This window comes from Xanthomonas sp. NCPPB 3761 (genome assembly GCF_041475705.2).
In the GTDB taxonomy this organism is placed as follows: Bacteria; Pseudomonadota; Gammaproteobacteria; order Xanthomonadales; family Xanthomonadaceae; genus Xanthomonas; species Xanthomonas phaseoli.
The window spans coordinates 4,984,348-5,008,896 of record NZ_CM191262.1 but is presented as its reverse complement, the minus strand read 5'-3'; the positions used below and the strand labels follow the sequence as shown (position 1 = coordinate 5,008,896).

Annotated in this window: 18 protein-coding genes and 1 pseudogene; 9 read left to right on the top strand and 10 right to left on the bottom strand. The window is 67.4% G+C overall.

All coding sequences use genetic code 11. The features are described 5' to 3' along the window. Positions 1 to 216 precede the first annotated feature (216 nt). From ACCQ00_RS21735 to ACCQ00_RS21715, 5 genes are all read left to right on the top strand, one after another. Positions 217 to 1,749: a DNA recombination protein RmuC gene (locus tag ACCQ00_RS21735; protein ID WP_180301640.1), complete on the top strand. Its 1,533-nt coding sequence runs from the start codon at positions 217 to 219 to the stop codon at positions 1,747 to 1,749. 215 nt (positions 1,750 to 1,964) lie between these two features. Further along, positions 1,965 to 2,342, top strand: a complete 378-nt coding sequence (locus tag ACCQ00_RS21730) for a hypothetical protein (protein WP_039571219.1) — start codon at positions 1,965 to 1,967, stop codon at positions 2,340 to 2,342. A 153-nt stretch (positions 2,343 to 2,495) separates the two neighbouring features. Then, positions 2,496 to 3,041, top strand: coding sequence for a glutathione peroxidase (locus ACCQ00_RS21725; protein WP_039583607.1), 546 nt, complete (start codon positions 2,496 to 2,498; stop codon positions 3,039 to 3,041). 30 nt (positions 3,042 to 3,071) lie between these two features. Further along, positions 3,072 to 3,239, top strand: coding sequence for a hypothetical protein (locus tag ACCQ00_RS21720; RefSeq protein WP_157926379.1), 168 nt, complete (start codon positions 3,072 to 3,074; stop codon positions 3,237 to 3,239). Next, positions 3,236 to 4,323, top strand: a protein-coding gene (locus ACCQ00_RS21715) for an IS3 family transposase (protein ID WP_372354033.1) whose coding sequence is annotated in 2 segments (ribosomal slippage) — positions 3,236 to 3,488 and positions 3,488 to 4,323 — 1,089 coding nt in all. Because the reading frame shifts where the segments join, the coding sequence is not laid out codon by codon here. The genes ACCQ00_RS21720 and ACCQ00_RS21715 overlap by 4 nt, the downstream gene beginning before the upstream one ends. A gap of 271 nt (positions 4,324 to 4,594) precedes the next feature. Here the strand turns inward: ACCQ00_RS21715 and ACCQ00_RS21710 are convergent. From ACCQ00_RS21710 to ACCQ00_RS21685, 6 genes are read right to left on the bottom strand one after another with little or no spacing between them, the layout of a single operon-like run. Beyond that, positions 4,595 to 5,650 carry an MlaA family lipoprotein gene (locus tag ACCQ00_RS21710; protein ID WP_039569025.1) on the bottom strand — a complete coding sequence of 352 codons (1,056 nt, stop codon included), beginning with the start codon at positions 5,648 to 5,650 and terminating at the stop codon, positions 4,595 to 4,597. A 10-nt stretch (positions 5,651 to 5,660) separates the two neighbouring features. Continuing rightward, positions 5,661 to 5,951: an STAS domain-containing protein gene (locus ACCQ00_RS21705; RefSeq protein WP_039569023.1), complete on the bottom strand. Its 291-nt coding sequence runs from the start codon at positions 5,949 to 5,951 to the stop codon at positions 5,661 to 5,663. Beyond that, positions 5,941 to 6,603, bottom strand: coding sequence for an MlaC/ttg2D family ABC transporter substrate-binding protein (locus tag ACCQ00_RS21700; protein ID WP_011349189.1), 663 nt, complete (start codon positions 6,601 to 6,603; stop codon positions 5,941 to 5,943). The genes ACCQ00_RS21705 and ACCQ00_RS21700 overlap by 11 nt, the downstream gene beginning before the upstream one ends. Continuing rightward, positions 6,600 to 7,145: an outer membrane lipid asymmetry maintenance protein MlaD gene (mlaD, locus tag ACCQ00_RS21695; protein WP_005912377.1), complete on the bottom strand. Its 546-nt coding sequence runs from the start codon at positions 7,143 to 7,145 to the stop codon at positions 6,600 to 6,602. Before mlaD ends, ACCQ00_RS21700 begins: the two co-directional genes overlap by 4 nt. Positions 7,146 to 7,156: 11 nt before the next feature. Continuing rightward, positions 7,157 to 7,906 carry an MlaE family lipid ABC transporter permease subunit gene (locus ACCQ00_RS21690; protein ID WP_011349188.1) on the bottom strand — a complete coding sequence of 250 codons (750 nt, stop codon included), beginning with the start codon at positions 7,904 to 7,906 and terminating at the stop codon, positions 7,157 to 7,159. Next, positions 7,906 to 8,700, bottom strand: coding sequence for an ABC transporter ATP-binding protein (locus ACCQ00_RS21685; RefSeq protein WP_017156015.1), 795 nt, complete (start codon positions 8,698 to 8,700; stop codon positions 7,906 to 7,908). The genes ACCQ00_RS21690 and ACCQ00_RS21685 overlap by 1 nt, the downstream gene beginning before the upstream one ends. Before the next feature lie 381 nt (positions 8,701 to 9,081). On the opposite strand from ACCQ00_RS21685, the gene ACCQ00_RS21680 reads away from it, so the two are divergent. Further along, a complete protein-coding gene (locus ACCQ00_RS21680; protein WP_017158959.1) occupies positions 9,082 to 9,369 on the top strand; it encodes a DUF6916 family protein in 288 nt (95 codons plus the stop codon). Positions 9,370 to 9,387: 18 nt separating this feature from the next. Here the strand turns inward: ACCQ00_RS21680 and ACCQ00_RS21675 are convergent, their stop codons facing one another. The 4 genes and pseudogenes from ACCQ00_RS21675 to ACCQ00_RS21660 form a co-directional block, all read right to left on the bottom strand. Further along, on the bottom strand, positions 9,388 to 9,936 hold the full coding sequence (locus ACCQ00_RS21675; RefSeq protein ID WP_039569019.1) for a GNAT family N-acetyltransferase: 549 nt from the start codon (positions 9,934 to 9,936) through the stop codon (positions 9,388 to 9,390). A gap of 9 nt (positions 9,937 to 9,945) precedes the next feature. Continuing rightward, positions 9,946 to 10,481, bottom strand: a pseudogene (locus tag ACCQ00_RS21670) (phage tail protein). Positions 10,482 to 10,540: 59 nt separating this feature from the next. Next, on the bottom strand, positions 10,541 to 11,068 hold the full coding sequence (locus ACCQ00_RS21665; RefSeq protein WP_039569016.1) for a phage tail protein: 528 nt from the start codon (positions 11,066 to 11,068) through the stop codon (positions 10,541 to 10,543). Positions 11,069 to 11,115: 47 nt separating this feature from the next. Beyond that, positions 11,116 to 11,667 (bottom strand): phage tail protein, encoded by a 552-nt coding sequence (locus tag ACCQ00_RS21660; RefSeq protein ID WP_017165353.1) that lies wholly within the window; start codon positions 11,665 to 11,667, stop codon positions 11,116 to 11,118. Positions 11,668 to 11,964: 297 nt separating this feature from the next. Here ACCQ00_RS21660 and ACCQ00_RS21655 point away from each other — a divergent pair, with 297 nt between their 5' ends. The 3 genes from ACCQ00_RS21655 to recB all read left to right on the top strand — a co-directional run bounded on the left by ACCQ00_RS21655 (position 11,965) and on the right by recB (position 24,444). Beyond that, positions 11,965 to 16,704, top strand: coding sequence for a putative Ig domain-containing protein (locus tag ACCQ00_RS21655; protein WP_039569012.1), 4,740 nt, complete (start codon positions 11,965 to 11,967; stop codon positions 16,702 to 16,704). A 352-nt stretch (positions 16,705 to 17,056) separates the two neighbouring features. Further along, complete coding sequence (gene recC / locus ACCQ00_RS21650) at positions 17,057 to 20,461, top strand: exodeoxyribonuclease V subunit gamma (protein ID WP_039569011.1); 3,405 nt, start codon at positions 17,057 to 17,059, stop codon at positions 20,459 to 20,461. Then, on the top strand, positions 20,458 to 24,444 hold the full coding sequence (recB, locus tag ACCQ00_RS21645) for an exodeoxyribonuclease V subunit beta (RefSeq protein WP_039569010.1): 3,987 nt from the start codon (positions 20,458 to 20,460) through the stop codon (positions 24,442 to 24,444). Before recC ends, recB begins: the two co-directional genes overlap by 4 nt. Positions 24,445 to 24,549 lie beyond the last annotated feature (105 nt).

The window sequence follows — 24,549 nt, the reverse complement described above, 5'->3', positions numbered from 1 at the left end:
AAGACCAGGCAGCGGCGCGCATCGCCGCTGTCTGGCTGTTGCATTCGGCCGCGCCGGTGCGCAGTGCCGCAGGCGCAACGTTCCACGCGCTTGCGACGGTGAGCACCGACCACGCAACCGGCATCGCACTGACGCAGCTGTTGCGACCGGCGCCGCTACACTGCGCGCATGTCATCCCAATCCCTGATCCTTCTCGGGCTGCTTGTCGCAGTCCTCGTGTTGCAGCTGCTGGCGCTGCTGCGACGTCCGTCCACCACCGCGCTGGAGCATGCACTGCGCGCCGAGCAACGCGACGGCCGTGGCGAATTGCGCGAGCAACTCGAAGGCCTGGCGCGGCAGCAGGACGCCCGCCTGGAAACCTTCGCGCGCAACCTCACCGAGCTGTCCACGCGCACCGACCAACGCCTGGACCTGCTGCGCGATGCGCTCGGCGAAGATGCCCGCAAGGCACGCGAAGAAAGCGGCCTTGCACAACAACGCACCGGCGAGCTGCTGACCCTGCGGCTCACCGAATTGCGCACTCAGCTCGAAGGCTTCGGCCAGCAACAGGAAACCCGCATCCACGTGTTCGGCCAGCAACTGACCGAACTGATCGCGCGCACCGACACCCACATGGCCGCGCTGCGCGAAGCGTTGGCCGAAGACGCACGCAAGGGCCGCGCCGAAGCCGGCCAATCGCAACAGCGCTTCACCGAAGCGCTGGGCCAGCGCTTGAACGAACTCACCCAGCGCAACGAATTGCGCCTGGGCGAGATGCGCGCCACGCTCGAGCAGCAGCTGGCCAGCCTGCAACACGACAACGCCAGCAAGCTCGAATTGATGCGCGCCACCGTCGACGAAAAACTGCAGACCACGCTCAACACGCGTCTGGATGCCTCCTTCAAGCTGGTCTCCGAACGGCTGGAACAGGTGCAGCGCGGCCTGGGCGAAATGCAGCAGCTGGCCACCGGCGTGGGCGACCTCAAGCGCGTGCTCAGCAACGTCAAGGACCGCGGTGGCTGGGGCGAAGTGCAGCTGGACAACATCCTCGAGCAAACGCTGACGATGGAGCAGTACGCGCGCGGCGTACGGGTCAAGCCCGACAGTGCCGAAGCGGTGGATTTCGCCATCCGCCTGCCCGGACGCGGCGACGAGAAGGTGGTGTGGCTGCCGGTGGACGCCAAGTTCCCGCGCGAGGACTACGAACGCCTGATCGATGCGCAGGAAAAGGGCGATCTCGACGCGATCAAGCAGTCGACCGCGCAACTGGAACGCGCCATCCGCATCCAGGCCAAGTCGATCAGCGACAAGTACGTCTGCCCGCCGCACACCACCGACTTCGCGGTGATGTTTCTGCCCACCGAAGGGCTGTATGCCGAAGTGATCCGCCGTGCCGGCCTGGTCGATCTGCTGCAGCGCGAGCACCGCGTGGTGCTGGCCGGCCCCACCACGTTCACCGCCTTGCTCAACAGCCTGCAGATGGGTTTTCGCACGTTGGCGATCGAAAAGCGCTCCAGCGAGGTCTGGCAGGTGCTGGGCGCGGTGAAGAGCGAGTTCGGCAAGTTCGCCGGCATTCTCGAAAAGGCCGAGCGGCAGATCAGCACCGTCGGCAAGAGCCTGGGCGAAGCCAGCCGCAAGACCCGCACCATCGAACGCCGCCTGCGCGGGGTGGAAACACTGGCCGGCGATCAGTCGCAGGCGTTGCTGGACGATGGCAGCGACGACACCGGCACCAGCAGCGAAGACGATAGCAACGACGAGCAGGCGTGATCCGGCTGCAGGCGGTGATGCATGGCGTCCGCGCGACAGCACAACGTAGGAGCGCATCCGGGCGCGATGAAGCGTTATCGGTAGAGCTGGTCGCGCCCGGGTGCGCTCCTACGCATGCAGGTTTGCGGCATGTGCTTGCGCCGATAGCCAGCACATCGCGCAGACATCGCCACCGCGATGCTTGCACCCACACGATTCAAGACGAGAGTTTCAATATGGCGACCCGATGGATCCACGCAGGGCTCTGCGCGCTGCTGCTGACTGCCTGCAGCAATGCGCCAACCACCTCTCCTGCCTCGCCAGCCGCGCAGGCCCCTGCTGCACAAACGAGCGCCGACGCCGCTGCCTGCACCGCAAAGGGTGGCCAACTGCGCCCGGTCGGCCGCATGCAGATTCCGCGCTGCATCGTGCCGTATGCCGATGCCGGCAAGACCTGCACCGACAACAGCGATTGCAGCGGCGACTGCCTGGCCACCAGCATCGTGCCGACCGGCGCGGCGGCCACCGGGACCTGCCAGCGCGACAGCGATCGTTTCGGTTGCCGCCAGGAGGTGGTCGGCGGCAAGGGCCAGGCGACGTTGTGCATCGATTGATGGCCTCGACGGTGGCCAGGCGCGTGCATGGGGCGGTCAGCCGGTCGGCCCATGCGCCTGGCCGCAGACAACGGCCGGCAGCGTGAGCCAGCGGCATCGCTCGCGCCACGTTGGCCGTTTATGCTCTGGGCTCTCCCTGCCCAGGACGCATCGATGAGCCAGACGCTTTACGACATTCCCGTGACCCGCATCGACGGCCAGCCCGCCACGTTGGCGGACTATCGTGGCAAGGTGCTGCTGGTGGTCAACGTCGCCTCCAAGTGCGGCCTGACCCCGCAGTACGAAGGACTGGAAGCGCTGTATCGCGACAAGCGCACGCAAGGTCTGGAAGTGCTGGCATTTCCGGCCAACGACTTCAACGGCCAGGAGCCGGGCAGCGAAGCGGAGATCGCGCAGTTCTGCCAGCTCACCTACGACGTCACCTTCCCGATGTTTGCCAAGATCGCCGTCACCGGCGACCAGGCGCATCCGCTGTATCGGGCGCTGACCAGCACGCACCCGCACACCACCGGCGACGGCCCGATGCGCGAAAAACTGGCCGGCTACGGCATTGCCCCCAACCCCGCACCCGGGGTGCTGTGGAACTTCGAAAAATTCCTGATCGGCCGCGACGGCACGATCATCGACCGCTTCGCTCAGGACATCCCCGCCGACGATGCACGCCTGCGCGACGCAGTGGATGCGGCGCTGGCTGCTTAAAACTAGCGATTGTTTTTATAGGAGAATTTCATGGAAGAACGAAAAGTATCAAGTCTGGACGAACTGGAAAAATGTGCAGAAGCGCTTAAAAATGATTGTGCTGCAAGGTCTTTGGACGGCGACCGGGTAATCCCCCCGCCCATTAGCAGACGCCAGAAGTGGAATTTTCTCGTATCCTTTCTCGAGGAGGTTCCATGAAGAAGTCCCGCTTTACCGACAGCCAGATCATCGCCGTGTTCAAGCAGGCCCAGGCCGGTGCGCCCGTGCCGGAGCTGTGCCGCGAGCACGGCATCAGCTCGGCCACGTTCTACAAGTGGCGCAGCAAGTTCGGCGGCATGGACGTGTCCATGGTCGCGCGCATGAAGGAGCTGGAGGAGGAGAACCGCCGGCTCAAGAAGATGTACGCCGAGGCGCAGCTCAGTACCGACCTGCTGAAGGAAGCGCTCGCAAAAAAATGGTGAGGCCATCTCAGCGACGCGAGATGGCCCAATCGGCAGTCACGAGCGGGCGTACGAACATCCGCCACGCCTGCCAGGCCTTCGCGGTGAGCGAGACCTGCTTCCGTTACCAGGCCAAGGCCAGCGAGCAGAACGCCCGGATCGCCGACTGGCTGATCCGCCTGACGACCGCCCATCGCGACTGGGGCTTTGGCCTGTGCTACCTGTACCTGCGCAACGTGAAGGGCTTTGGCTGGAATCACAAGCGGGTCTACCGGATCTACCGCGAGCTGGAGTTGAACCTGCGGATCAAGCCGAGGAAGCGGCTGGTGCGTGAGCGGCCCGAGCCTCTGGCGGTGCCGGAGGCTATCAACCAGGTCTGGTCGATGGACTTCATGCACGACCAGTTGGCCGACGGCCGCAGCTTCCGGCTGTTCAATGTGCTCGACGACTTCAATCGCGAGGGGCTGGGGATCGAGGTCGACCTGTCGCTGCCGTCAGCCCGTGTGATCCGATCGCTGGAGCAGATCATCGAGTGGCGCGGCAAGCCCGCCGTGATCCGCTGCGACAACGGCCCTGAATACATCAGTGGCGCGTTGCTGTCCTGGGCGCAGCGGCATGGCATCCGGGTCGAGCACATCCAGCCGGGCAAGCCACAGCAGAACGCCTACGTTGAACGCTACAACCGCACCATCCGCTACGCCTGGCTCGCCCAAACCCTGTTCGACACCATCGACCAGGTGCAGGACAAAGCCACCCGCTGGCTATGGACGTACAACCACGAGCGTCCGAATATGGCGCTCGGCGGCATCACGCCTGCCATGAAGTTGGCGATGGCCGCTTAGCTCCACTTCTGGCGACCGCTAGAAGTGGGGGGATTACCGGGGGAGCGGCAGACAGGCAAGATAGGTTGGATAAGTTTGTTATACCCGCAAGGCTTAGGCGAGGTATTTTGCGCCAACTTGATGCAATGAATATCAACCCTTTTTCTCTGTTTGGTACGGAAGAATCCCTCATGCAAATGCTGGCTTTTCGAGAAATGGCTGACTAAGAGTTAGTGCCATAAAAAAACCCGGGATCGCTCCCGGGTTTTTCAGTTCACAGATCAGGTGCGGATCAACGCACCCAGTTCGGGATCGGCATGGCGTTACCCGGCACGGTATTGTCCTTGTCGTCGCGCAGGTAGTCCGGCAGCTCGTTGTTCTTCTCGCGATGGCTGCGCAGATCGCGGGTGATCTGGTAATTGCGGCGCTGCATCCATGCATCGCGGGTCAGCGCGTATTCGTCCGGCGCCTGGTCGCGCAGCGAATCCAGCGACATCAGCTGCGCGCGCGTGTCCACCAGCTGCAAGCCCTGCAGGGCGAAGCGCGTACCGCCGTCGTCCACCTGGCGAATCCACGACAGCGGAATATCGCCCGCCAGCCCGAAGGTGTCGCGCACGGTGCGCGGCCCGAACAACGGCAGTTCGAAGTAGCGCGAGTTGCGCCAGCCCCACGCGCCCAGCGTCTGGCCGAAGTCTTCGCTGCGCCGCGGGATGCCGGCCGCCGAGGCAGGGTCGAACAGGCCGGCCACACCCAGCGTGCTGTTCATCACAAAGCGCCCCAGCGACTGCATTGCATGGACCGGGTGGCCTTGCAGCAGCTGGTTGACCATGGTCAGCGGCGTGCCCAGGTTGTCGAAGAAGTTGGTCACGCCCAGGCGCGCCGGGCTCGGCACCACCTTGGTGTAGGCCGTCGCCAACGGACGCGCCACGCCGCGGTCCACCGCCATGTTGAAGCGGTGCATGCCGCGGTTGTAGCGCTCCCACGGGTCGTATGCCGGCGCCGCGCCCGGTTGTGCCGGCGCGCCGTTGGCACCCTGCGGGGTGGTCGTGCCGTACAGCGCGTCGAAGTCGCTTTCGGCATCGGTGGGCGCGCCTGCCGCGGCGGTGCCGGTGCCCGCCGCGGCCTGCGGATCGGCAGCAGCAGCGCTGGCCGGCAGCGCGTCCGGGGCGGCCATGCCGGCGGCGGCCGGCTGCGCGGTCACTGCGGCATCGTCGCGGACCGGCGCATCGGCTGCAGGCGTGATGGCGGTTGCGGTACCGCCCGACGGCGGCGCGGACTTGGGCGCCTGGCTGGCGCAGGCACCCAGCAGCAGGCTGGCCAACAACGGAAGAGAACGGAACTGGGTCATGGGCTGGCGCTCAGGCCTGAAAATCGAGAGTGGGGGACAACCGGTAGGCGGCGCGCAATTCGTCCAGACCGGACGCCTCGCCCACCACCGCGCCGCTGCCGGCTTGGCGCAACCGGGCAGCCAGTTCGGCCAGCATTGCCGCGCCGGCGCTGTCCAGGCGTTGTACGCCCGACAGGTCCAGCGTGCGCGCGCCATCCAGCTGTGCGATCGCCTGCGGCCAGGCCGCGGTAACCGCCGCACGGTCGAGCACGCCGGCGATGACCAGCGCCTCGCCCGTGCGTTGCACGGTATTAGTTGCCATTGGCCGGTGCCGTACCGACCTGCAGGTTGCCGCTACGCAGCTCGGCGGCCACCTTGGCAATGCCCTTCTCGCGCAGCGGGCCGTCGAACTGGGTCTTGAAGGTCTGCACGTAGGAAATGCCTTCGATCATCACGTCGAAGATCTTCCACTGGCCGCCGGTATTGCGCATCAGGTAATCGACCGGGGTCGGGTCGTTGCCGGCACGCAGCAGGTCGGTGGACACCTTGACGCCTCGGTTGCCCGGCAGCGCGCTTTCGGACTTGGCGCGGAAGGTCGGCTTGCCTTCGAAATTCAGCAGCGCGGTGCCATAACGCTGCATCAGGTTGTCGGCCAGCGCATCGGCAAACAGCTTGACGTCGGCATCGGAGGCGCCGCGGCCATGCACGCCCAGCACCAGGCGGGCCGAGTAATCGCGGTCGAAGGCCTTGTTCAATTCGCCGTTGATGAACTGACGCAGCGCCGCCGGATTGCTGCGGAACTCGGCGCGGCGCTGGTCCAGCGTGCTCAGGATGCGGGTGCTGCTGTCGATGACGGTCTTGGTCGCCGCGCCTTGCGCAGGCGCGCTGGCAGCGGCCGGCTGCGCCAGCACGGTTGCCGGTGCGCACACCAGCAGGGTCGAGGCCAGGACGGCAGAAAGCACAGTGGTCTTCATTGATGTGGTTCCGTAGAGGGAGGAGCGGTTTGCGCAGGCGCAGGCGCCTGGCCGTTGGCGGCGGCCGGGGCATTGCTGCCGCCACCGCCACCACTGAACATGTATTTGCCGACCAGCTGCAGCAGATCCACCGCCGGCTGGGTGAAGCCGATTTCGTCGCCCGGCTTGAGGGTGTCCGGGTCGCCGCCCGGCTGCAGCCCGATATAACTCTCACCAAGCAAGCCGCTGGTGAAGATGCCGGCCGAGGTGTCGGCAGGCAGGTCCTTGTATTTGGTATCCAGCGACAAGGTCACGATCGAATCGAACTTGGTCGGGTCCAGGCTGATGTCGGCCACCTTGCCGATGGTCACGCCGCCGATCTTTACCGGCGCCTGCGCGCGCAGCTGGCCGATCTGGCTGAAGCGGGCGGTCAGCGTGTACTGGCTGGAGCCAAAACCCCAACGCTGGTTGGTCGAGGCCACCGCCAGCACCAGCAGCGAGGCCAGGGTCAGCAGCAAAAAGGCGCCGACGGCGAATTCGAGTCGTGGTCCACGCATGGCCATAGTTATTCCACTCACCTAAACAACATTGCAGAAAGGACGAAGTTGAACATCAGCACCAGCAACGAGGCATTCACCACCGCGCGGGTGGTGGCGACCGAGGTGCCTTCGATGGTCGGTTCGGCATGGAAGCCCACGTAGGCGGCAACCAGTGCGGCGGTGCCGCCGAAAATGGCCGACTTGAGCATCGCCACGCCGAAGTCGTCCCAGACGTCCACGCTATTGCTCAGCCCGGACCAGAAGGTGCCGTTGTCGATCCCCAGCACATGCACCGCTTCGAAATAGCCACCGGTAATGGCCAGCGAGCAGAACACGCCCGTCAACAGCGGCACCGTCAGCACCGCCGCCCAGAAGCGCGGCGCCACCGCCTTGGCTACCGGGTCGATGGCCATCAGCTCCAGCGCCTTGATCTGGTCGGTGGCGCGCATCAAGCCGAGCTCGGCGGCGATCGAGCTGCCGGCGCGGCCGATGAACAACAGTGCGGTCAGCACCGGCGCCAGTTCGCGATACAGCGACAGCCCCAACAGCGTGGACAACGCATCCGATGCACCGTAGGTGGTGAGCGTGCGATAGCCCTGCAAGGTCAGCACCAGGCCGACGAAGGCGCCGCCCACCGCAATGATCGGCAGCGAGCGCGCGCCGACTTTGTAGATCTCGCGGACCAGTTCGGCAATGAAATCGCGCGTGGGCAACGAGCCGCGCAGCACCGTCAGCGAAAACAGGCCGGCGCGGCCGAAGGCGCGAATGGAATCGGCGAAGGCCATCAGGCAGCACTCCGGTCGCGGCGCGGGGCGGCATCGAAGGCGATCGGGCCATCCGGCTGGCCATGCAGGAACTGCTGCACCAGTGGGTCGGTGCTGTCCTGCAACTGCGCAGGGGTGCCGGCGAACACGATGCCGCCATTGGCGATCACCACCGCCTGGTCGCAGATCGGCAGCGTCTCGTGCACATGGTGGCTGACGATGATGCTGGTCAGGCCCAGGCTGTCGTTGAGGCGCTGGATCAGGCTCATGATCACACCCGAGGCGATCGGGTCCAGCCCGGTCAGCGGCTCGTCGTAGATCATCAGCGGTGGGTCCAGTGCCAGCGCGCGCGCCAGCGCCACGCGCCGCGCCATGCCGCCGGACAACTCGCGCGGCCAGGCATCGGCGGCGGCCAGCAGGCCGACTGCATGCAGCTTCATCTGGACCAGGCGCTGCAGCACCGCTGCCGGCAAGCGCGTGTGGGTGCGCAATGGCAGCGCGACGTTCTCGGCCACGCTGAGGTCGGTGAGCAGGCCATTGCCCTGCAGCAGCACACCGACGTTGCGCCGCATCTCCAGCAGCGCGCGGCTGCCGGTGGGAATCGCATTGCCGAACAACGTGACCGTGCCGGCAACCGGGCGCAGCTCGCCGGTCAGCGCCGCCAGCATGGTGGACTTGCCGCTACCGGACGGACCGAGCACGGCCGTGATGCTGCCGCGTGGCACCTGCAGCGACACATCGCGCAGGATCGTGCGCCCGCCGCGGTCGATGCGGACACCGGACAACTGCACGACAGGGGAAGCGGAAGCCGTCATCGGTGCCTTTAACAAAATTACAACGCGATAGAGTAGCCCGCACAGCGCTGAACATAACCAGACTGGCGCGTGCAGTATTGTCGCATTCACCCAATGGCGATGTGCGGGTTGCGTGTCGCTGTCTGCGTAACAGCGTGTCCTGCAACGCAACCGGTCTACACGCATGCGAGCGGAATCGAGAAACGTACGCTGCAGTAGGGACGTCGGCGACAGTTTCCACAGCGCGCCGTGTCTCCCTGCAGCTTGGCGCGTGCGTGCCGTGTTGCCTATCGCTGTCGCGCCACGATCTGCCGAGCACGTCGCGTTGTCGGCAGCGGCAGCTTGTCGAACCGGCCACAAAACGTGACGATCCACGCTACTTCGTCGCTGCAGGAATCTTCCATGGAGTTGCTGACGCTTGAACACTTCGCCGGTAGCGTCAACGAGACCTTTGCCGCCGCATTGAATGAGGGCGAGGTGCCGTTCGTGCTGGTGGAAGCTCGGCCCTTGCAGCAGGCGCGCCCTTCGCAACGTGCGCCGTTCTCCCTGCTGTTTCGTAATGGCTCGGCCTTTCTGTTTCCCCAGCAGACCTATCAGATGCGGCATGCGCGGCTCGGCGAGATCGGTATCTTCCTGGTGCCGGTGGCGCGCGAGCGCGACGGGTTCCTGTATCAGGCCGTCTTCAATTGAACACGGCCAGCTGCGCGTTCAACTGAGCAGGTGATCGCGTGGATGCCAGTGCATCTGCAGATGGGTCTGGGTGCTGTCGCCTGCAACGAATCCGTGGCGGGCATACAGGCGTCGCGCAGCGGGGTTGGCGTGCAGCACATGCAATGACAAAACACATCCGGCATCGCGGGCGCACGCCTGCGCATGCGCGATCAGGTGCGAGCCGATGCCTTTGCCACGCCAGTCCGGCAGCAGGCTGATATCGACCAGCGTGTGGTGCGCGGTGGCGCGGTGCAGATAGAGCCGGCCGATCGATAGACCGTTGGCCTGCACGATCAGAAAGTCCGCGTCGGCAAACTGTTGCCGGTAATGCGTGCGCTGCAATGCGAACTGCTGCAGCAGGAAGGCGCGCTTGGCAGCCTCTGGCCACGGTATCGGTGCGAGCTCGTCGCTGCGCGTGCTGGCATAGAGCTCCTGCAACCAGGCCAGATCGTCGGGTTGCTCCGGCCGCAGCGCAAGATCCGCTGCGGCCGGCGCGTCAGCGCAGAGGCGCGCGTGTGCTCCGGCCTGCGTCACGCGTCCGGGCATTGGCATCGCCTAATCGAACACAGGGTAGTCGCCCTGCAGCGCGATGCAGAAGTTCACCGCCAGATACGGCTGCCGGTTCTCGTGCGCCTGGCCGATACCGGTCGGCATCAACATGGTCGGGGAGAACTGCTTGTCCGGCGCGACCGTCAGGAACGGCCGCTCGCTGTTGATGCTCAGCGACGACAGGGTCACGCCGCTGGCGGGTGTGCCGGTCCGTTTGGTCGGGTCCGATTGCGAGTATGCAGTGACGCCGTGCTGGTGCAGCGGGATCTGCGAACTCTGCAGGCTCACCGAGGCGGAGCCGACGCTGCTGCCCAGCGTATGCGGAGACAGGCCCGGTCCCTGGCCCTGTTGGAAGCCGGCGCGCGCGCAGAAGTTCGGCAACTGGAACGTGCTGCTGCCGTTGCCGCCATAGACCACGCCCAGGAGCGAATACAGGATGGTGTTCTGCGCGACGGGCAGTACGGCGCCGTTGCAAGGGCCCAGCCATAGGGGTTGTAGTCGAAGCCGAACAGCTGGATTTCGCCGATGTAGGGTTCGGTCATGCGCGGATTCCTCGGATGGAGCGGATGCGTGCCGCAGCCGGATCGGCGCGGCGCATGGATCAGGCCTGCTGCGGAAAGATGCCGGTGGTGGCGATGCAGTACTGCACCGTCAGCGTCGGCATCAGGTTGTCGTGCGGCTGGCTGCCGCCGGCGTACGAGGTGCTCTGCCCGGACATCGCGACCTGGCTGGCACCGGTCACATCGCTGGCGTAGAACAGACCGCCGTTGACGGCGCCCGGCACTAGCCCGGCGGGCGCCGCCGACGTGGCCGCTGCGGTGGTGGCCTGGGCGGTGTGCGTGTGCGCCGGCATCTGCAGGTCGACCAGGGTCACCGTCTCGGTGCCGGCGCGCTGGCCAAGGACGTAGTTGTTCAATCCAGGCCCCTGGCCCTGGTGGATGGGCAGACGCCCGCGCAGGTCCGGCACGCCGAAGGTGCTGGTGCCATTGCCGCCGTAGGTGGTGCCGAGCAGCAGGTACAACGGTTCGTATTCGGAGATCTGCAGCAGCGTGCCGTCGCATGCCTGCCAGCCCTGGGGGGTGCGGCCGAAGCCGAACATGCGGATTTCGCCGATGAATGGAGTGCCCATGTGGTCCTTCCTGGTCGATGACGCGCCGCGCGCGAGTGCGGAAACGGCTAGTTGCGCGAGGGGAAAATGCCGGACAGCGCGATGCAGAAATTCAGCGTGGTGTACGGCTGCAGGTTCGGGTGCGCCTGGCCGCCGCCGCTGTTGGCGATCGTGGACTGGGCCAGCGGCACCATCGTGCCGGGCGCGGCATACAGTGGGTGCGGCGTGCCCGGACCTGGGCTGACGACATTGTTGGCAAACAGGCGCCCGGTCGGCACGCGGTTGTCGCCATTGGCGCTGCTGCAATCCATGAGGTGCAGATGTGCCGGCAGGTTGTCGCCGACCAGCGTCACCGTCTCCGCACCGGCGGCCTGCCCCATCGGCACCGCAGGCGGTTGCCAGGCCGGATCGACAGAGGGGCTGTAGCCGATGGGCGTGCGGCCGCGCAGGTCGGGAAGGCCGAAGGTCGTCCTGCCATCGCCGCCATAGCGCGTATTAAGCAGGCTGAACAGGGCCTGGTTCTGATTGATCGGCAACAACTGCCCGTTGCACTGCGCAAAAAACTTTGGCGCGAACGCGAAACCGGTCAGCATGATCTGACCAACGAAAAACTCGCTCATCCAAGCCCTCCCCGAGTAGGTGACCGCCCGACTGCATGTCGGAAAGTGGTCTACACATACCTGTCGCGCCTGCGCGCAGCAAGCCGCCGCGCACCAAAAGTGGGATGAAGTATTAATTTTTTGTTCTTTAACTGGCAGTCAGTTCCTGCTTCAATGGCGCCGCAGCGCGGATATGTGCCGACAGGCATGAGCAGCGCGCTGATCTGAGGCACCAGGACTGCTGCCGGCGCCGTGGGACGGCGTGTTTCTAGGGGATTAGCGATGTCTACGAATTGCCATGCCGTCGGTGGCGTGCACTTGGCCCTGCGTTGGCTGATGGCACTGCTGCTATTAGCGAGCTCTCATACCGCCTTGGCAGCCTATTGCCCGGCCCCCAAGAGTGCCACCGTCAGCTCCGGCGGTTCGGTGACGTTCGACGTCAGCGACTGCGATGGCCCGTTCAATGCCGGCATGGCCGACGGTGCGCAACCATCGCATGGCAGCTACTCCCTCACCGGCCAACTCGACAGCGCCGGGACCGAGCGGGTGACCTACACCAACAACGGGGATGGCGCGACCTCGGACTCGTTCTATCTGCTGGACGAGGACAATAACCAGGTCGTCTTCAACATCACCATCAACCCCTCGCGCACCGCCAGCATCGCGGTCAGCCCGTCCGCCGCCAACGAGGACAGCGGTACCTCCTTGGTCTACACGGTGACGCTGAGCCAGACCAACAGTTCGCCGACCACGGTGAACCTGACCCGCAGCGGTACCGCCACCAGCGGCACCGACTACACCGGCACGGTCAGCAGCGTGGTGGTGCCGGCCAACGCCACCTCCGTCAGTTTCAGCATCACCCCGGTCGCCGACACGACGGTGGAACCCGATGAGACGGCGATCTTCAGCGTCGCCAGCGGCACCGACTATTCGGTCGGCAATCCGTCCAGCGCCACCGCCACCATCGTCAACGACGACTTCCCGGTCGCCACCATCACCGTCTCGCCGGCCAGCGTGTACGAAGACGGTGCACCCAACCTGGTCTACACCGTCGCGCTGAGCCAGCCATCGCCGTCGGCGCTGTCGATCGGCTTCAACGTCGGCGGGACCGCCACCAACGGCACCGACTACGCCACGATCAATTCGCCCTTGGTGATCGCGGCCGGCCAGACCAGCGGCACCATCACCGTCAACCCAACGCCCGACACCACGGTCGAACCCGATGAGACCGTGGTGATCAGCCTCAATGCCGGCAGCGGCTACACGGTTGGTTCGCCGAACAGCGCCACCGGCACCATTCTCAACGACGACCTGCCGGGGCTGTCGATCAACGATGTCTCGGTGAACGAAGGCAATGCCGGCACCACCAATGCCACCTTCACCGTGTCGCTGAGCGCGCCGGCCGGCGCCGGCGGCGTCAGCTTCGATCTCGCCACGGCCGATGGCACAGCCACGGCGGGCGTGGATTACGCCGCCTCCAGTCTGACCAGGACCATCCCCGCCGGCAGCAGCAGCGCCACCTTCACCGTGCTGGTCAACGGCGACACGCTGGCCGAGCCGGACGAAACGTTTTTCGTCAACGTCAGCAACGTCACCGGTGCCACCGTGAGCGACGGGCAGGGCCTGGGCACGATCGTCAACGACGATGCGCAGCCGGCCCTGTCGATCGACGATGTGAGCGTCAACGAAGGCAACAGCGGCACCACCACGGCCACCTTCACGGTGAGCCTGAGCGCGGCCAGCGGCCAGACGGTCACGGTCAACTACGCCACCGCCGACGGGACCGCCACCGCCGGCAGCGACTATGTCGCGCGCTCCGGCACGCTGAGCTTTGCGCCGGGCGTGACCGCGCAGGGCGTGGCCGTTACGGTCAATGGCGACACCGCGGTCGAGCCCAACGAGACCTTCAGTGTCGGCCTGTCCGGCGCCAGCAATGCGACCATCGCCCGCGCCACCGGCACCGGCACCATCCTCAACGATGATGCGGTGGTGACGGTCTCGCCGGCGTCGCTGCCCGCAGCAACCGCAGGCACTGCGTACAGCCAGACGCTGACCGCCAGCGGTGGCACCCCGGGCTACAGCTTCGTGATCAGTGCCGGGACGTTGCCGGCCGGAATGACCCTGAATGCCGCCGGGGTGCTGTCCGGTACGCCGACCGCCAGCGGCAGCTTCAACTTCACCGTCACCGCGACCGATAGCGGGGTGCCGACCAGCGGCAGCCGCGCCTACACCCTGACCGTGGCCGGCGCCAACGTGACCTTGCCGGCCACCACCTTGCCGGCCGGCACCGCGGGCCAGGCCTATTCGAGTGCGATCACTCCGGCCACCGGCGGCATTGCGCCCTACAGCTACGCGCTCACCGCCGGCGCGTTGCCCGCCGGCATCACGCTCAACAGCAGCAGCGGGACGTTGAGCGGCACCACCACCAGCGTGGGCAGCTTCAACTTCAGCGTCACTGCGACCGACAGTACCAGCGGCACGCCCTCGCAAGGCACGCGCGGCTACACGTTGAACATCGCCGCGCCGACGATTGCGCTGGCGCCGGCCACGGTCCCCACCGCAACACGTGGCAGCGCCTACAGCCAGACGCTGACCGCCAGCGGCGGCACCGCGGCCTACACCTATGCGATCACCAGCGGTGCATTGCCGGCCGGCATCACCTTGGCCAGCAACGGCACCTTGTCGGGCACGGCCACCCTGGAGGGCACGTTCAACTTCACCGTGCAGGCCACCGACGCCAACAGCTTCACCGGCACGCAGGCATACAGCCTGACCGTGGCTGGCCCGAACCTGGTGTTGCCGGCGTCGACCTTGCCGGCAGGGACCGCCGGGCAGGCCTATGCGGCTGCGGTCGCCCCGGCCACCGGCGGCACGGCGCCGTACAGTTATGCAGTCACTGCCGGCGCGCTGCCGGGTGGCGTGGTACTGGACGCTGCAACCGGCGGCCTCAGCGGGACGCCGACGGTATCGGGGACCTTCACCTTCACCCTGACCGTCACCGACAGCACGCCCAGCCCCGCCGCGCAGGCCAGCCGGAGCTACGCGCTGACCGTCAACGCCGCAACGCTGGTGCTGGGGCAGCCCACCTTGCCGGCGGCCGTGCGTGGCAGCGCCTACAGCCAGGTGCTCACCGCCAGCGGCGGCATTGCGCCGTACCGCTACAGCATCGCCAGCGGCACGTTGCCGGCCGGATTGACGCTGGCCAGCGACGGCACGTTGTCGGGCACGCCAACGGTACAGGGCACCTCGTCGTTCACCATTGCGGTGGCCGATGCGGGCAATGCCACCGCCACGCAGGCCTACACCTTCACGGTGAACGATGCGGCGCCGGTGGCGGTGGCCGATGTTGCCGCCACCATGACCGACACCGCCGTGACCGCAGCGGTCACCGCCAACGACACCGGCAGCATCACCGCGATCGCCATTGCCAGCGCACCCACCAACGGCACGGCCGTGGTCAGTGGGCTGGAAGTGGTCTATACGCCGAATGCCGGCTTTACCGGCACCGACGTGCTGAGCTACACCGCCACAGGCGCAGGCGGCATCTCGGCCGCGGTGACGTTGACCATCACGGTCAACGTGCGGCCGGTGGCGGTGTCGGTGACTGCAGCGGCAGTGCCGGGCGAAGCGCAACAGGTGGATATCACCCGTAACGCCACCGGCGGGCCGTTCGTGGCCGCTGCAGTGGTTGCGGTACTGCCGGCCTCGGCCGGTACCGCCACCATCACCCGCGTGGGCGGCACTGCCACTGCGGCGGCGGCGCGTGCCTCCGGCCTGTCGCCGGCCGCCACTGCAATGGCCGAAGCGCCGACCTTTACCCTGACCTTTACGCCCAACCCGGCCTTCGTCGGCCAGGCCACGGTGCAGTTCACCTTGTCCAACGCATTCGCCACCTCGGCTCCGGCCACTGTGGTGTTCAACATCGCGCCACGGCGCGACCCGAGCGTGGATGCGGAAGTGCGTGGCCTGATCGATGCGCAGTCCGAGTCCACGCGGCGTTTTGCGCGGGCGCAGATCGACAACTTCCAGCGCCGTCTGGAAGCCACGCATCGCGGCGGTGGCAGCTTCACCAACGCAGTGAGCTTCCAGCCGACCTCGCACTGCCGCCAGGCCGAGCGCGGCATCAGTGCGCAGCCGTGCAGCCCGGACACGCAGGACGCCGACAACGACTTCCGCGACGCGCCCGCAGTTGCCAGCAGCACCGGCAGCAGCGCGCAGACGCAGGGCGACCTGGGTCTGTGGGTAGGCGGCGCGATCCGCTCGGGCAGCCTGAACCGGCAGACCAACAGCAACGGGGTGGATTTCCAGACCGATGGGTTGAGCGTGGGTGCCGACTACCGTGTTGCCTCGTCGCTGGCGATCGGTGCGGGCCTGGGTTGGGGCCGCGACGACAGCGATGTGGGCAACAACGGCAGCCATAGCAAGGCCACCGCCTACACGATGGCGTTGTACGCCAGCTTCCATCCGGGCAAGGCGTTCTTCTTCGACACCTTGGTCGGCTACCAGATGCTGTCTTACGACCTGCGCCGCTTCGTCACCGATGACAGCTCGCTGGCCGAGGGCAACCGCGACGGCAAGCAGTGGATCGCCTCGCTGTCCACCGGTGCCGATCTGCAACGCGGCACGCTGCAGATCACCCCGTACGCACGGGTGGATGTGGCGCGCGCCACCTTGGACGGTTATGTGGAACAGGGCGTGGCCCCGTTCGCACTGCGCTATGCCGACATGGACGTGGCCACCACCACCGGAAATCTCGGCCTGCGTCTGGAATGGCGTCGCGAGGTTGCCTGGGGACGGCTGAGCCCGCAGTTGCGCGTGGAATATCAGCGCGACTTCCAGGGCCGTGGCGATGCGATCCTGAGCTATGCCGACCTCACCGGTGGTCCGTTCTATCGCACGGCGCAGAGCGCGTTCGACCGCAACCGGTTGATGGTGGGCATCGGTGCGGCGCTGCTGACCGAACAAGGCCTGTCGACGCGGCTGGAATACCGCGGCATCACCGACGGCGACAGCAACAACGACCAGACCTGGATGATCAATCTGGAAAAGAAATACTGATCGGGTTGCACGCCGTGCAGTCATGCAATGCGATGGGCCGGGCGAACACCCCGGCCCATCGCGTTTGTGATGTCGACGGCGCGTTGCTGGCGTGGTTGCGCTGACGCTTGGGTACTGCGCCACTGGCTGCGTTGGGCATTGGAAGGTTGCGCGTAACCACGGCAGTACGTCGTCTGCGGCGTGAGACCTGATTGCAGTTGTCGATGCACGGTGTGTGGCGCGCCGTTGCTCGGCATCTTCCGCGCAGCGCTGTTGCACGGTGTCGCGCGGCCTTGCGTTTCAGCGCGGCCACCGGGCGCCGACACGGCGGCAAACAACGCCTCACGCGCGCATCCGGCACAATGCGCCACGCATGCACGCCACTTCCGCGCCCGATTTCCGTCTTTATCCATCCAATGCGCTGGATACCCTGGCCGCCTTGCTCGCGCAGGAGTTGCGCCGGCCGATGCCGGGGCAACCGTTGCTGCAGCCGGAGGTGGTGCTGATTCCGCAGGTGGCGATGCGGCGCTGGTTGCAGTCCACGCTTGCGGCCGAGCACGGTGTTGCGGCGAATCTGGAATTTCTCACGCCCGGCGAATTCGTCGCGCGTGCGCTGGAGCGCAACCTCGGCGCGGCCGACGACGATCTGGACATGGCCACCACGCAGTGGCGGTTGTATGCGGCCCTGCAATCGGACCTGGGCCGCGATGCGGCGTTGGCGCCGCTGGCCGGCTATCTGGCCGATGGCGATGCGCTCAAGCCGTGGGCGCTGGCCGGCGAGTTGGGCAGCGTGTTCGAGAAATACCAGGCTTGGCGCCGCGACTGGCTGCTGCGCTGGGAAGCGGGCGCCGACCCGGATGATCCGCAGGCCCGGTTGTGGCGCAGCATCGCCACCGGCCGGCAATACCGCGCACGGCGCATCGGCCAGTATCTGGATCGCTACGCGCGTGCCGATGGCCCGTTGCCGCAAGGCCTGCCGCCGCGCGTGTTCGCGTTCGCCATCTTGAACATCTCGCCGGACGTCTTGCGCGTGCTGGCCACGCAGGCGCGCGTGGGCACGCTGCATTTCTATCTGCCCACACCGACGCAGGGGTACTGGGGCGACCTGCAGAGCGTGTGGCAACGTCGGCGCGAAGATGGCGCCGTGCAGCTGTTCGCCGAGCAGGTGCAGGAAAACCCCTTGCTGCAGGCCTGGGGCGCAGCCGGGCGCGATTTCATGGCATTGGTGGGCGACTACGAAGTGGTGCACCCACTGGCGGAAATTGCCGCCTACGCCGACCCGCTGGATTCCGGGCGCCGCACGCTGGCCAATGGCGGGCTGGGCGACAGCCTGTTGCGGCGCATGCAGAGCGATCTGTTCCATCGCCGCGCACCTGCGGCGGACGCGGTATTGCCGGCGGTGAATCTGCACGACCCCAGCCTGCAGGTGCACGCCTGCCACACGCGTCTGCGCGAGTTGCAGGTGTTGCACGACCAACTGCGCGCGCTGCTCGACGACCCACGCTTCGACCCGCCCCTGCAGCCGCGCGAGATCGCGGTGCTGTCGCCCAATATCGACCCGTACGTGCCGTATCTGGATGCGGTGTTCGGCAGCCATGGCAACGACGACGCGCTGCCCTATGCGCTGGCCGATGCCAGCCCGTTGGCGAGCGAGCCGCTGGCCGAGGTGTTCCTCACCTTGCTCGGTTTGCCGATCGCGCGTTTCGGGCTGCATGAAATCCTCGACCTGCTGGCCAGCGCGCCGATCGCCGAAGCCGCCGGCCTGGACGAAGCCGGGCTGGAACGCCTGCGCAATTGGCTGCACGCGGCCGGCGCGCGCTGGGGCCTGGATGCGGCGCACCGGCGCCAGCACCAGGCACCGGGCGACGACGCCTATACCTGGCGTTTTGCGCTGGACCGGCTGCTGCTCGGCCATGCCAGCGGCGCCGACGAGGACATCGAGGGGATAGCGCCGTGGCCGCAGCTGGAAGGCAGCGCGCTGGCCGCACTCGACACCTTGTTGCGGCTGTTGCGCGTGCTCGAACGGCATCAAGCTGCGCTGGCCGAGGCGATGACACCGGTCCAGTGGCGCGAGCGTTTGCTGGGCCTGCTCGAGGCATTGATTCCGACCACGCCGACGGCGCCGCGCGCGCAACGCGCGCTGGATCGCTTGCGCACCTTGATCGACCAATTCGCCCGCGACGCGGTACGCGCCGAGTACGCCGGCATGGTGCCGGCCGAGGTGGTGCGTGCGCATTTCGCGGCGGTGCTGGGCGAATCGGATACGCGCGCGCCGCTGCTCACCGGCGGCATCAGTTTCGGGCGCATGGTGCCGATGCGCTTGCTGCCGTTCCGCGTGATCTGCCTGCTCGGCATGAACGATGGCGATTTCCCGCGGCGCGACCCGGCCGCCGGGCTCAATCGCCTCACCGCGGAACTGGGGACCGAACGTCGCCGGCACGGCGACCGCTCCACGCGCGAGGACGACCGCTTTTTGTTCCTGCAGTTGTTCGCCTCCGCGCAGGAGGTGTTCTACCTCAGCTATCTCGGCGCCGATGCGCGCGATGGCAGCGTGCGCGAGCTCTCGGTGCTGGTCAGCGAATTGCTGGCAAGCGCCGCGCAGTACCACGCCGCCAGCAACGCGCTCGACACGCTGGTGGTGCGGCACCCGTTGCAGCCGTTCGCCGCCGCCGCGTTCGGTGCGCTGGGCGACGACGGCGCCGACCCGCGCCGTTTCAGTTATCGCCGGCAATGGCGCCCGGCGGTGGACAGCCTGGTCGGCCAGCGGCAGCCGCTGGCGCCGTGGGTAGCCAGTGCATTGCCGGCTGACGAGATCGTGTTGCCGGCCAGCGTCTCCATCGACGCGTTGCGCCGGCTGCTGACCGACCCGGCCGGGCAGTTCCTGCGTCATCGGTTGGGCATGCGCCTGCCCGATCCGGCCGGGCAGGACAGCGATCTGGAACCCTTGCTCGCCCCCACGCGCGGGCTGGATCAATACGGTTTGCAGCAGCAGATATTCGACGCTGCACTGGCAGGCGACACCGAGCACCTGTACGCGCGTCTGCGTGCCCGCGCGCTGCTGCCGTCCGGGCCGCTGGGGCAGCGCCAGCTCGACGAGCGCGTGGCGCAATTGCGCCCGTATGCCGACGCGTTCCGCCAGTGGCGCGGCGAGTCCCCAGCCCAGTCGCGCCGGTTGCAGGTGCAGATGGACGAGATCGAAATCCACGGCCGTGTGCCGGGCTGGTACGCCAGCGGCGTGGGGCGCGTGCAGGTCGGCGCGCTCAGCGGCCGCAGCGCCATCCGTCATGGGCTGGAATGGCTGCTGCTGCGCGCCGCCGGCGAGCACGCGCCGTACGTGCGTTTCTTCGAACACGACGACGGCCTGGGCCCGCATCCCATCGATGCGCAGCCGCTGTCGCAGACACAGGCGCGCGCCGCATTGGCCGAACTGCTGCAGCTGTATCGCCACGGCTTGCAGGCGCCGCTGGCGTTCGCGCCGTACAGCAGCTGGAAGTATCACCAGGCCGCACGCAGCGGCGACCTGGACAAGGCCATCAAGGAGGCGGCCGGGCAGTGGCAATCGGGCTTTGGCTGGAGCGAATCGCACAGTCCGGAACTGCGCCTGGTCACCCGCGGCCGCGACCCGTTTGCCGACGCGCAACGCTTTGCCGAGTTCGCCGCCACCAGCCACCGTGTGTATGCATTGCTCGAACAGGGACACACCGGCGCGCCGCTCGAGACCGAGCGCGTGATCGACAGCTGGCGGCATTGGCACGGCGCGCAGGAGGACGCCGAATGAGCGTCGACTCCGTCACCGACCCATACCTGCAGTTGCCGCTGCACGGCGTGCGCCTGATCGAGGCCAGCGCCGGCACCGGCAAGACCTTTACGCTGGCCACGCTGTTCACCCGGCTGGTGGTCGAACGCGGCTTGCGCATCGGCCAGATCCTCGCGGTGACCTTCACCGAAGCCGCCACCCAGGAGCTGCGCCGCCGCATCCGCGAACGCCTGGTGCTGGCCGCAAGCCTGGTCCCCGATGCGCCATCGCTTGTCGTAGCAGCGGCCCAGGCCGCGACCGACCTCGCCGACGACCCGTCGCAGCCAGGTCCGCTCCTACACGCCCCCCCCGACGTGCTGCTCACCCGCGCCATCCTGGTCACGCACCTGGCCGGCGGCAGCGAAACGCCCGCCGCCTTGCGTCGCCGCCTGCAGCAGGCGGTGGAAGAAATCGATCTGGCCGCGGTGTTCACCATCCACGGCTTTTGTGCGCGCGTGCTGCGCGAGCACGCGCTGGAAAGCGGCCAGGCGTTCGCTGCGCCGGAATTGCTCGCCAACGATCGCCAATTGCTCGGTGAAGTCGCGGCCGACCTGTGGCGGCAACGCGCCGCCGATGCGGTGATGGCCGAAGATCTCATCGCGCTGTGGTCGGGTGGCCCCGAGGCCTTGGCCAGCGATCTGCGCACGTTGGTGCGGCATCCGACGCTGTTGCCGGCAGTCGCCACGACCACCGACGATGCGCCCGCCTTGTCGCAGGCCGTGCACGCGGCGGCCAACGCACTGGCTGACGCATTCAACACGCATGGCACCGCATTTTTCGAGGCCATCATGTCGGCCATCGAGGGCGGCATCCTGAGCAAGGTCAGCTACAAGCCGGAATGGCTGGCATCGCTGTGGCAGTGGTTCGAAAGCTTCGCTGCCGCGCCATCGTCCAACACCGCGCCACACGCCAAACTGCTCAAGTTGACCGCGGCGGAACTGGCCGCCGGCACCAACAAGAAGTTTCTCGATCGCACGCCGTCTTCGCCGATGAGCCACCAGATCGATGGCTATCTCACCGCGCTGGCGCACGTCGAAGCGTGGCGCAGCCGGCGCCGTATCGCCCTGCTGCACGCGCTGCGCGACGATGCCATCGCACGGCTGGCGCTGCTCAAGCGGCAACGCCGCGTGCAGACCTACGACGACCTGGTCGATGGGGTCGCGCACGCATTGCAAGGCGCACAGGCCGACGCCTTGGTCAAACGCCTGCGCACGCAATACGCCATCGCGCTGGTGGACGAATTCCAGGACACCGACGACCGTCAGTGGTCGATCTTTTCCAACGTGTTCGGCGAAGGCCCGCTCGCACAAGCAGCAGGGCTGGAACCGGCGCTGTTTCTGATCGGCGACCCCAAGCAGGCCATCTACGGCTTCCGTGGCGGCGATGTGCGCACCTATCTGGCCGCTGCAATGACCGCCGAACTGGCGCCGCCGCTGAGCCACAATTTCCGCTCGCGCCCGGGCGTACTGGCCGCCATCGACGCGCTCTACGCGCAGGCCGGCTACACCAATGCCTTCCTCACCGACGGCATCGCCTTCCACCCGGTGCGGGCCGGGACCAAGCGGGTGGATGAAGACCTGCAACGCGATGGCGTCGCTGCGCCGGCGTTGACGCTGTGGCGCGCGCCGGAACCGCCGCCGCCTGCGAAAGGCAAGCCCAGGCCCTGGAGCGCCGGCCGCGCGCGCGAGCTGGCCACCGCCGCCTGCGTTGCCGCGATTCGCGGCTGGTTGGCCGCTGCCCGCGACGGCACGGCCACGGTGTGCGGACGCCCGGTGCAGGCCGGCGATATCGCCGTGCTGGTGCGCAGCCACGGCGAGGCCACGCGCATCCAGCAGGCGCTCGGCGCGGTGGGCATCCCGGCGGTGGCCGCCGGCAAGCAAAGCCTGTTCGCCACCGAACAGGCGCTGGAAGTGCTTGCCTTGCTGCAGGCCTTGCTCGACCCGGGCGACGACAGCCGCCTGCGCGCCGCCTTGGCCACGGTGTTGATCGGCGAAGACGCCATCGCCATTGCCGCACTTGAGCGCGACGGCGAGCGTCACCGCCGCTGGCAGCAACAGGCGCTGGACTGGCGCGAACGCTGGCAGCGCGGTGGCCCGCTCGCCCTGCTCGGCGAGCTCGGCGCCACGCACGGGCAACGCCTGCTCGCCTTGGTCGATGGCGAGCGCCGCCTCACCAACTATCTGCAACTGGCCGAACTGCTGCAGGAAGCCGACGCGCGCGCGCTCGGCCCGCATGGCCTGGTCGACTGGCTGGCGCGGCGCATCGCCAATGCCGACGACAACGACGAAACCCAGCAATTGCGGCTGGAATCGGACGCGCGCCGCGTGCAGATCGTCACCCTGCACAAGAGCAAGGGCCTGGAATATCCGCTGGTGTTCCTGCCGTATGTCGGCATCGGCCGCAGCGACAAGGGCGCCGGCCGCCATTGCGTGGTGCATGCGCCGGACCTGGGCCGTCAGCTGCACTGGAAGACAGAGCGCGACGACCCGAGCTGGAGCGCCGCCGAAGCTGCCTGGAAGCAGGAACAACGCGCCGAAGATGCGCGCCTGCTGTATGTCGGTCTCACCCGCGCCGAGCACGCGCTGTGGATCGCCAGCGGCCCGTTCCATCAGCACGAACGCACCGCGTTGTCGGGCATGTTGCGTGCGCTCGATGCGCTGCAGGGCGCGGCGGGCGAGGGCACCGTGGTGGTGGACACCAGTACCCCGCCGGCCCACCTGCCGCGGCTGCCGGCGCCGAGCGAGGCGCAGGTGCCGCCCGCGCGCAGCGCGCAACGGCACATCGCTCCGGAATGGTGGGTGTACAGCTTCACTCAACTGGCCAACGCCGACGCCGGCGCGGTCACCGACCCGATGGCCAGCGCCACCGTCGTCGGCAGCGGCGGCAGCGATGAACCGTCCGGCAGCGAGGCGGTTGCCGTGGCCGTTGCCAGCGACGCCGAACCGTTCGATCCCCGCTTCGCCGGCAACCGCTTCGGCGTGGTGATGCACGACGTGTTCGAACGTTGCGACTTCGCCGCCTGGCAGGCCTGGCGGCCGGGCCAACCTGCGCCTGACGGCCAGGCCGCACCCATCCTCGAGGCCCTGCAACGCGGCGGCTACGCCCAGGACGACCTCGACGACGGCCTGCGCATGCTCACCGCGCTGATCGGCCACACGCTCACCGTGGCCTTGCCCGAAGGCACCCGCCTGGCCGACGTGCCCGAACCGCAGCGCCGCAACGAAATGGAATTCCATTTCGCCATGCGGCCCACCCGTGTCGATGCGTTGCTGGCCCTGCTGCATCGGTTTGGCGTGGTCGGCGACCGCCAGGCCTTCGGCGCGCGCCAGCGCCTGGAAGGCCTGATGACCGGCCTGATCGACCTCACCTACAGCGTGGACGGGCGCTGGTATGTGCTGGACTACAAATCCAACCGACTGCCCAGCTACGACGCCGACGCCCTGGCGCGGGCCATGGCGCACAGCGAGTACGAACTGCAGGCGCTGATCTACACCGTGGCGTTGCACCGCTGGCTGCGCTTCCGCCTGGGCGACGCCTACGACTACGCCCGCGACTTCGGCGGCGTGCGCTATCTGTTCTGTCGCGGCCTGGATGCCGGGCGCCCCGCGGAGGGTGCCGGGTCGGAAGCCGTTGCCGAAATCCCTGGCCATTCCATCGCGGGCCAGCGCACGTCCGCACCCACGCGCGATTCCACCGGCCACAGGCCCGACTCCGCTCCGAACGCCGGCGCCACGACCGCCGGCGTTCCGGGCGCGCCGCTTGGCGATCCGGCACCGGGCATCCACGCCTGGCGCTTCGAACCAGCGCTGGTGCACGCCGTGGACGCCTTGTTCGCCGGCAAGCCTGCAGATGCGCTGTCCAATGACGCGCCAGCGCAAGGTGCCGCCCACGACCCTGAGCCCCTCTCCCCCCGTGAGACGGGCTGGGGTGAGGGTACGTCCGCACCAGGGACACCCACCCCATGAACCAATGCACCACGCCAGTCGCATGGCCGGCCCGCACCGCGTCCGCGCCTCTCAGCGATCGCGCCGGGCACGCACCGCCCGCGCTCCACCGGCGTCAACGCTGCT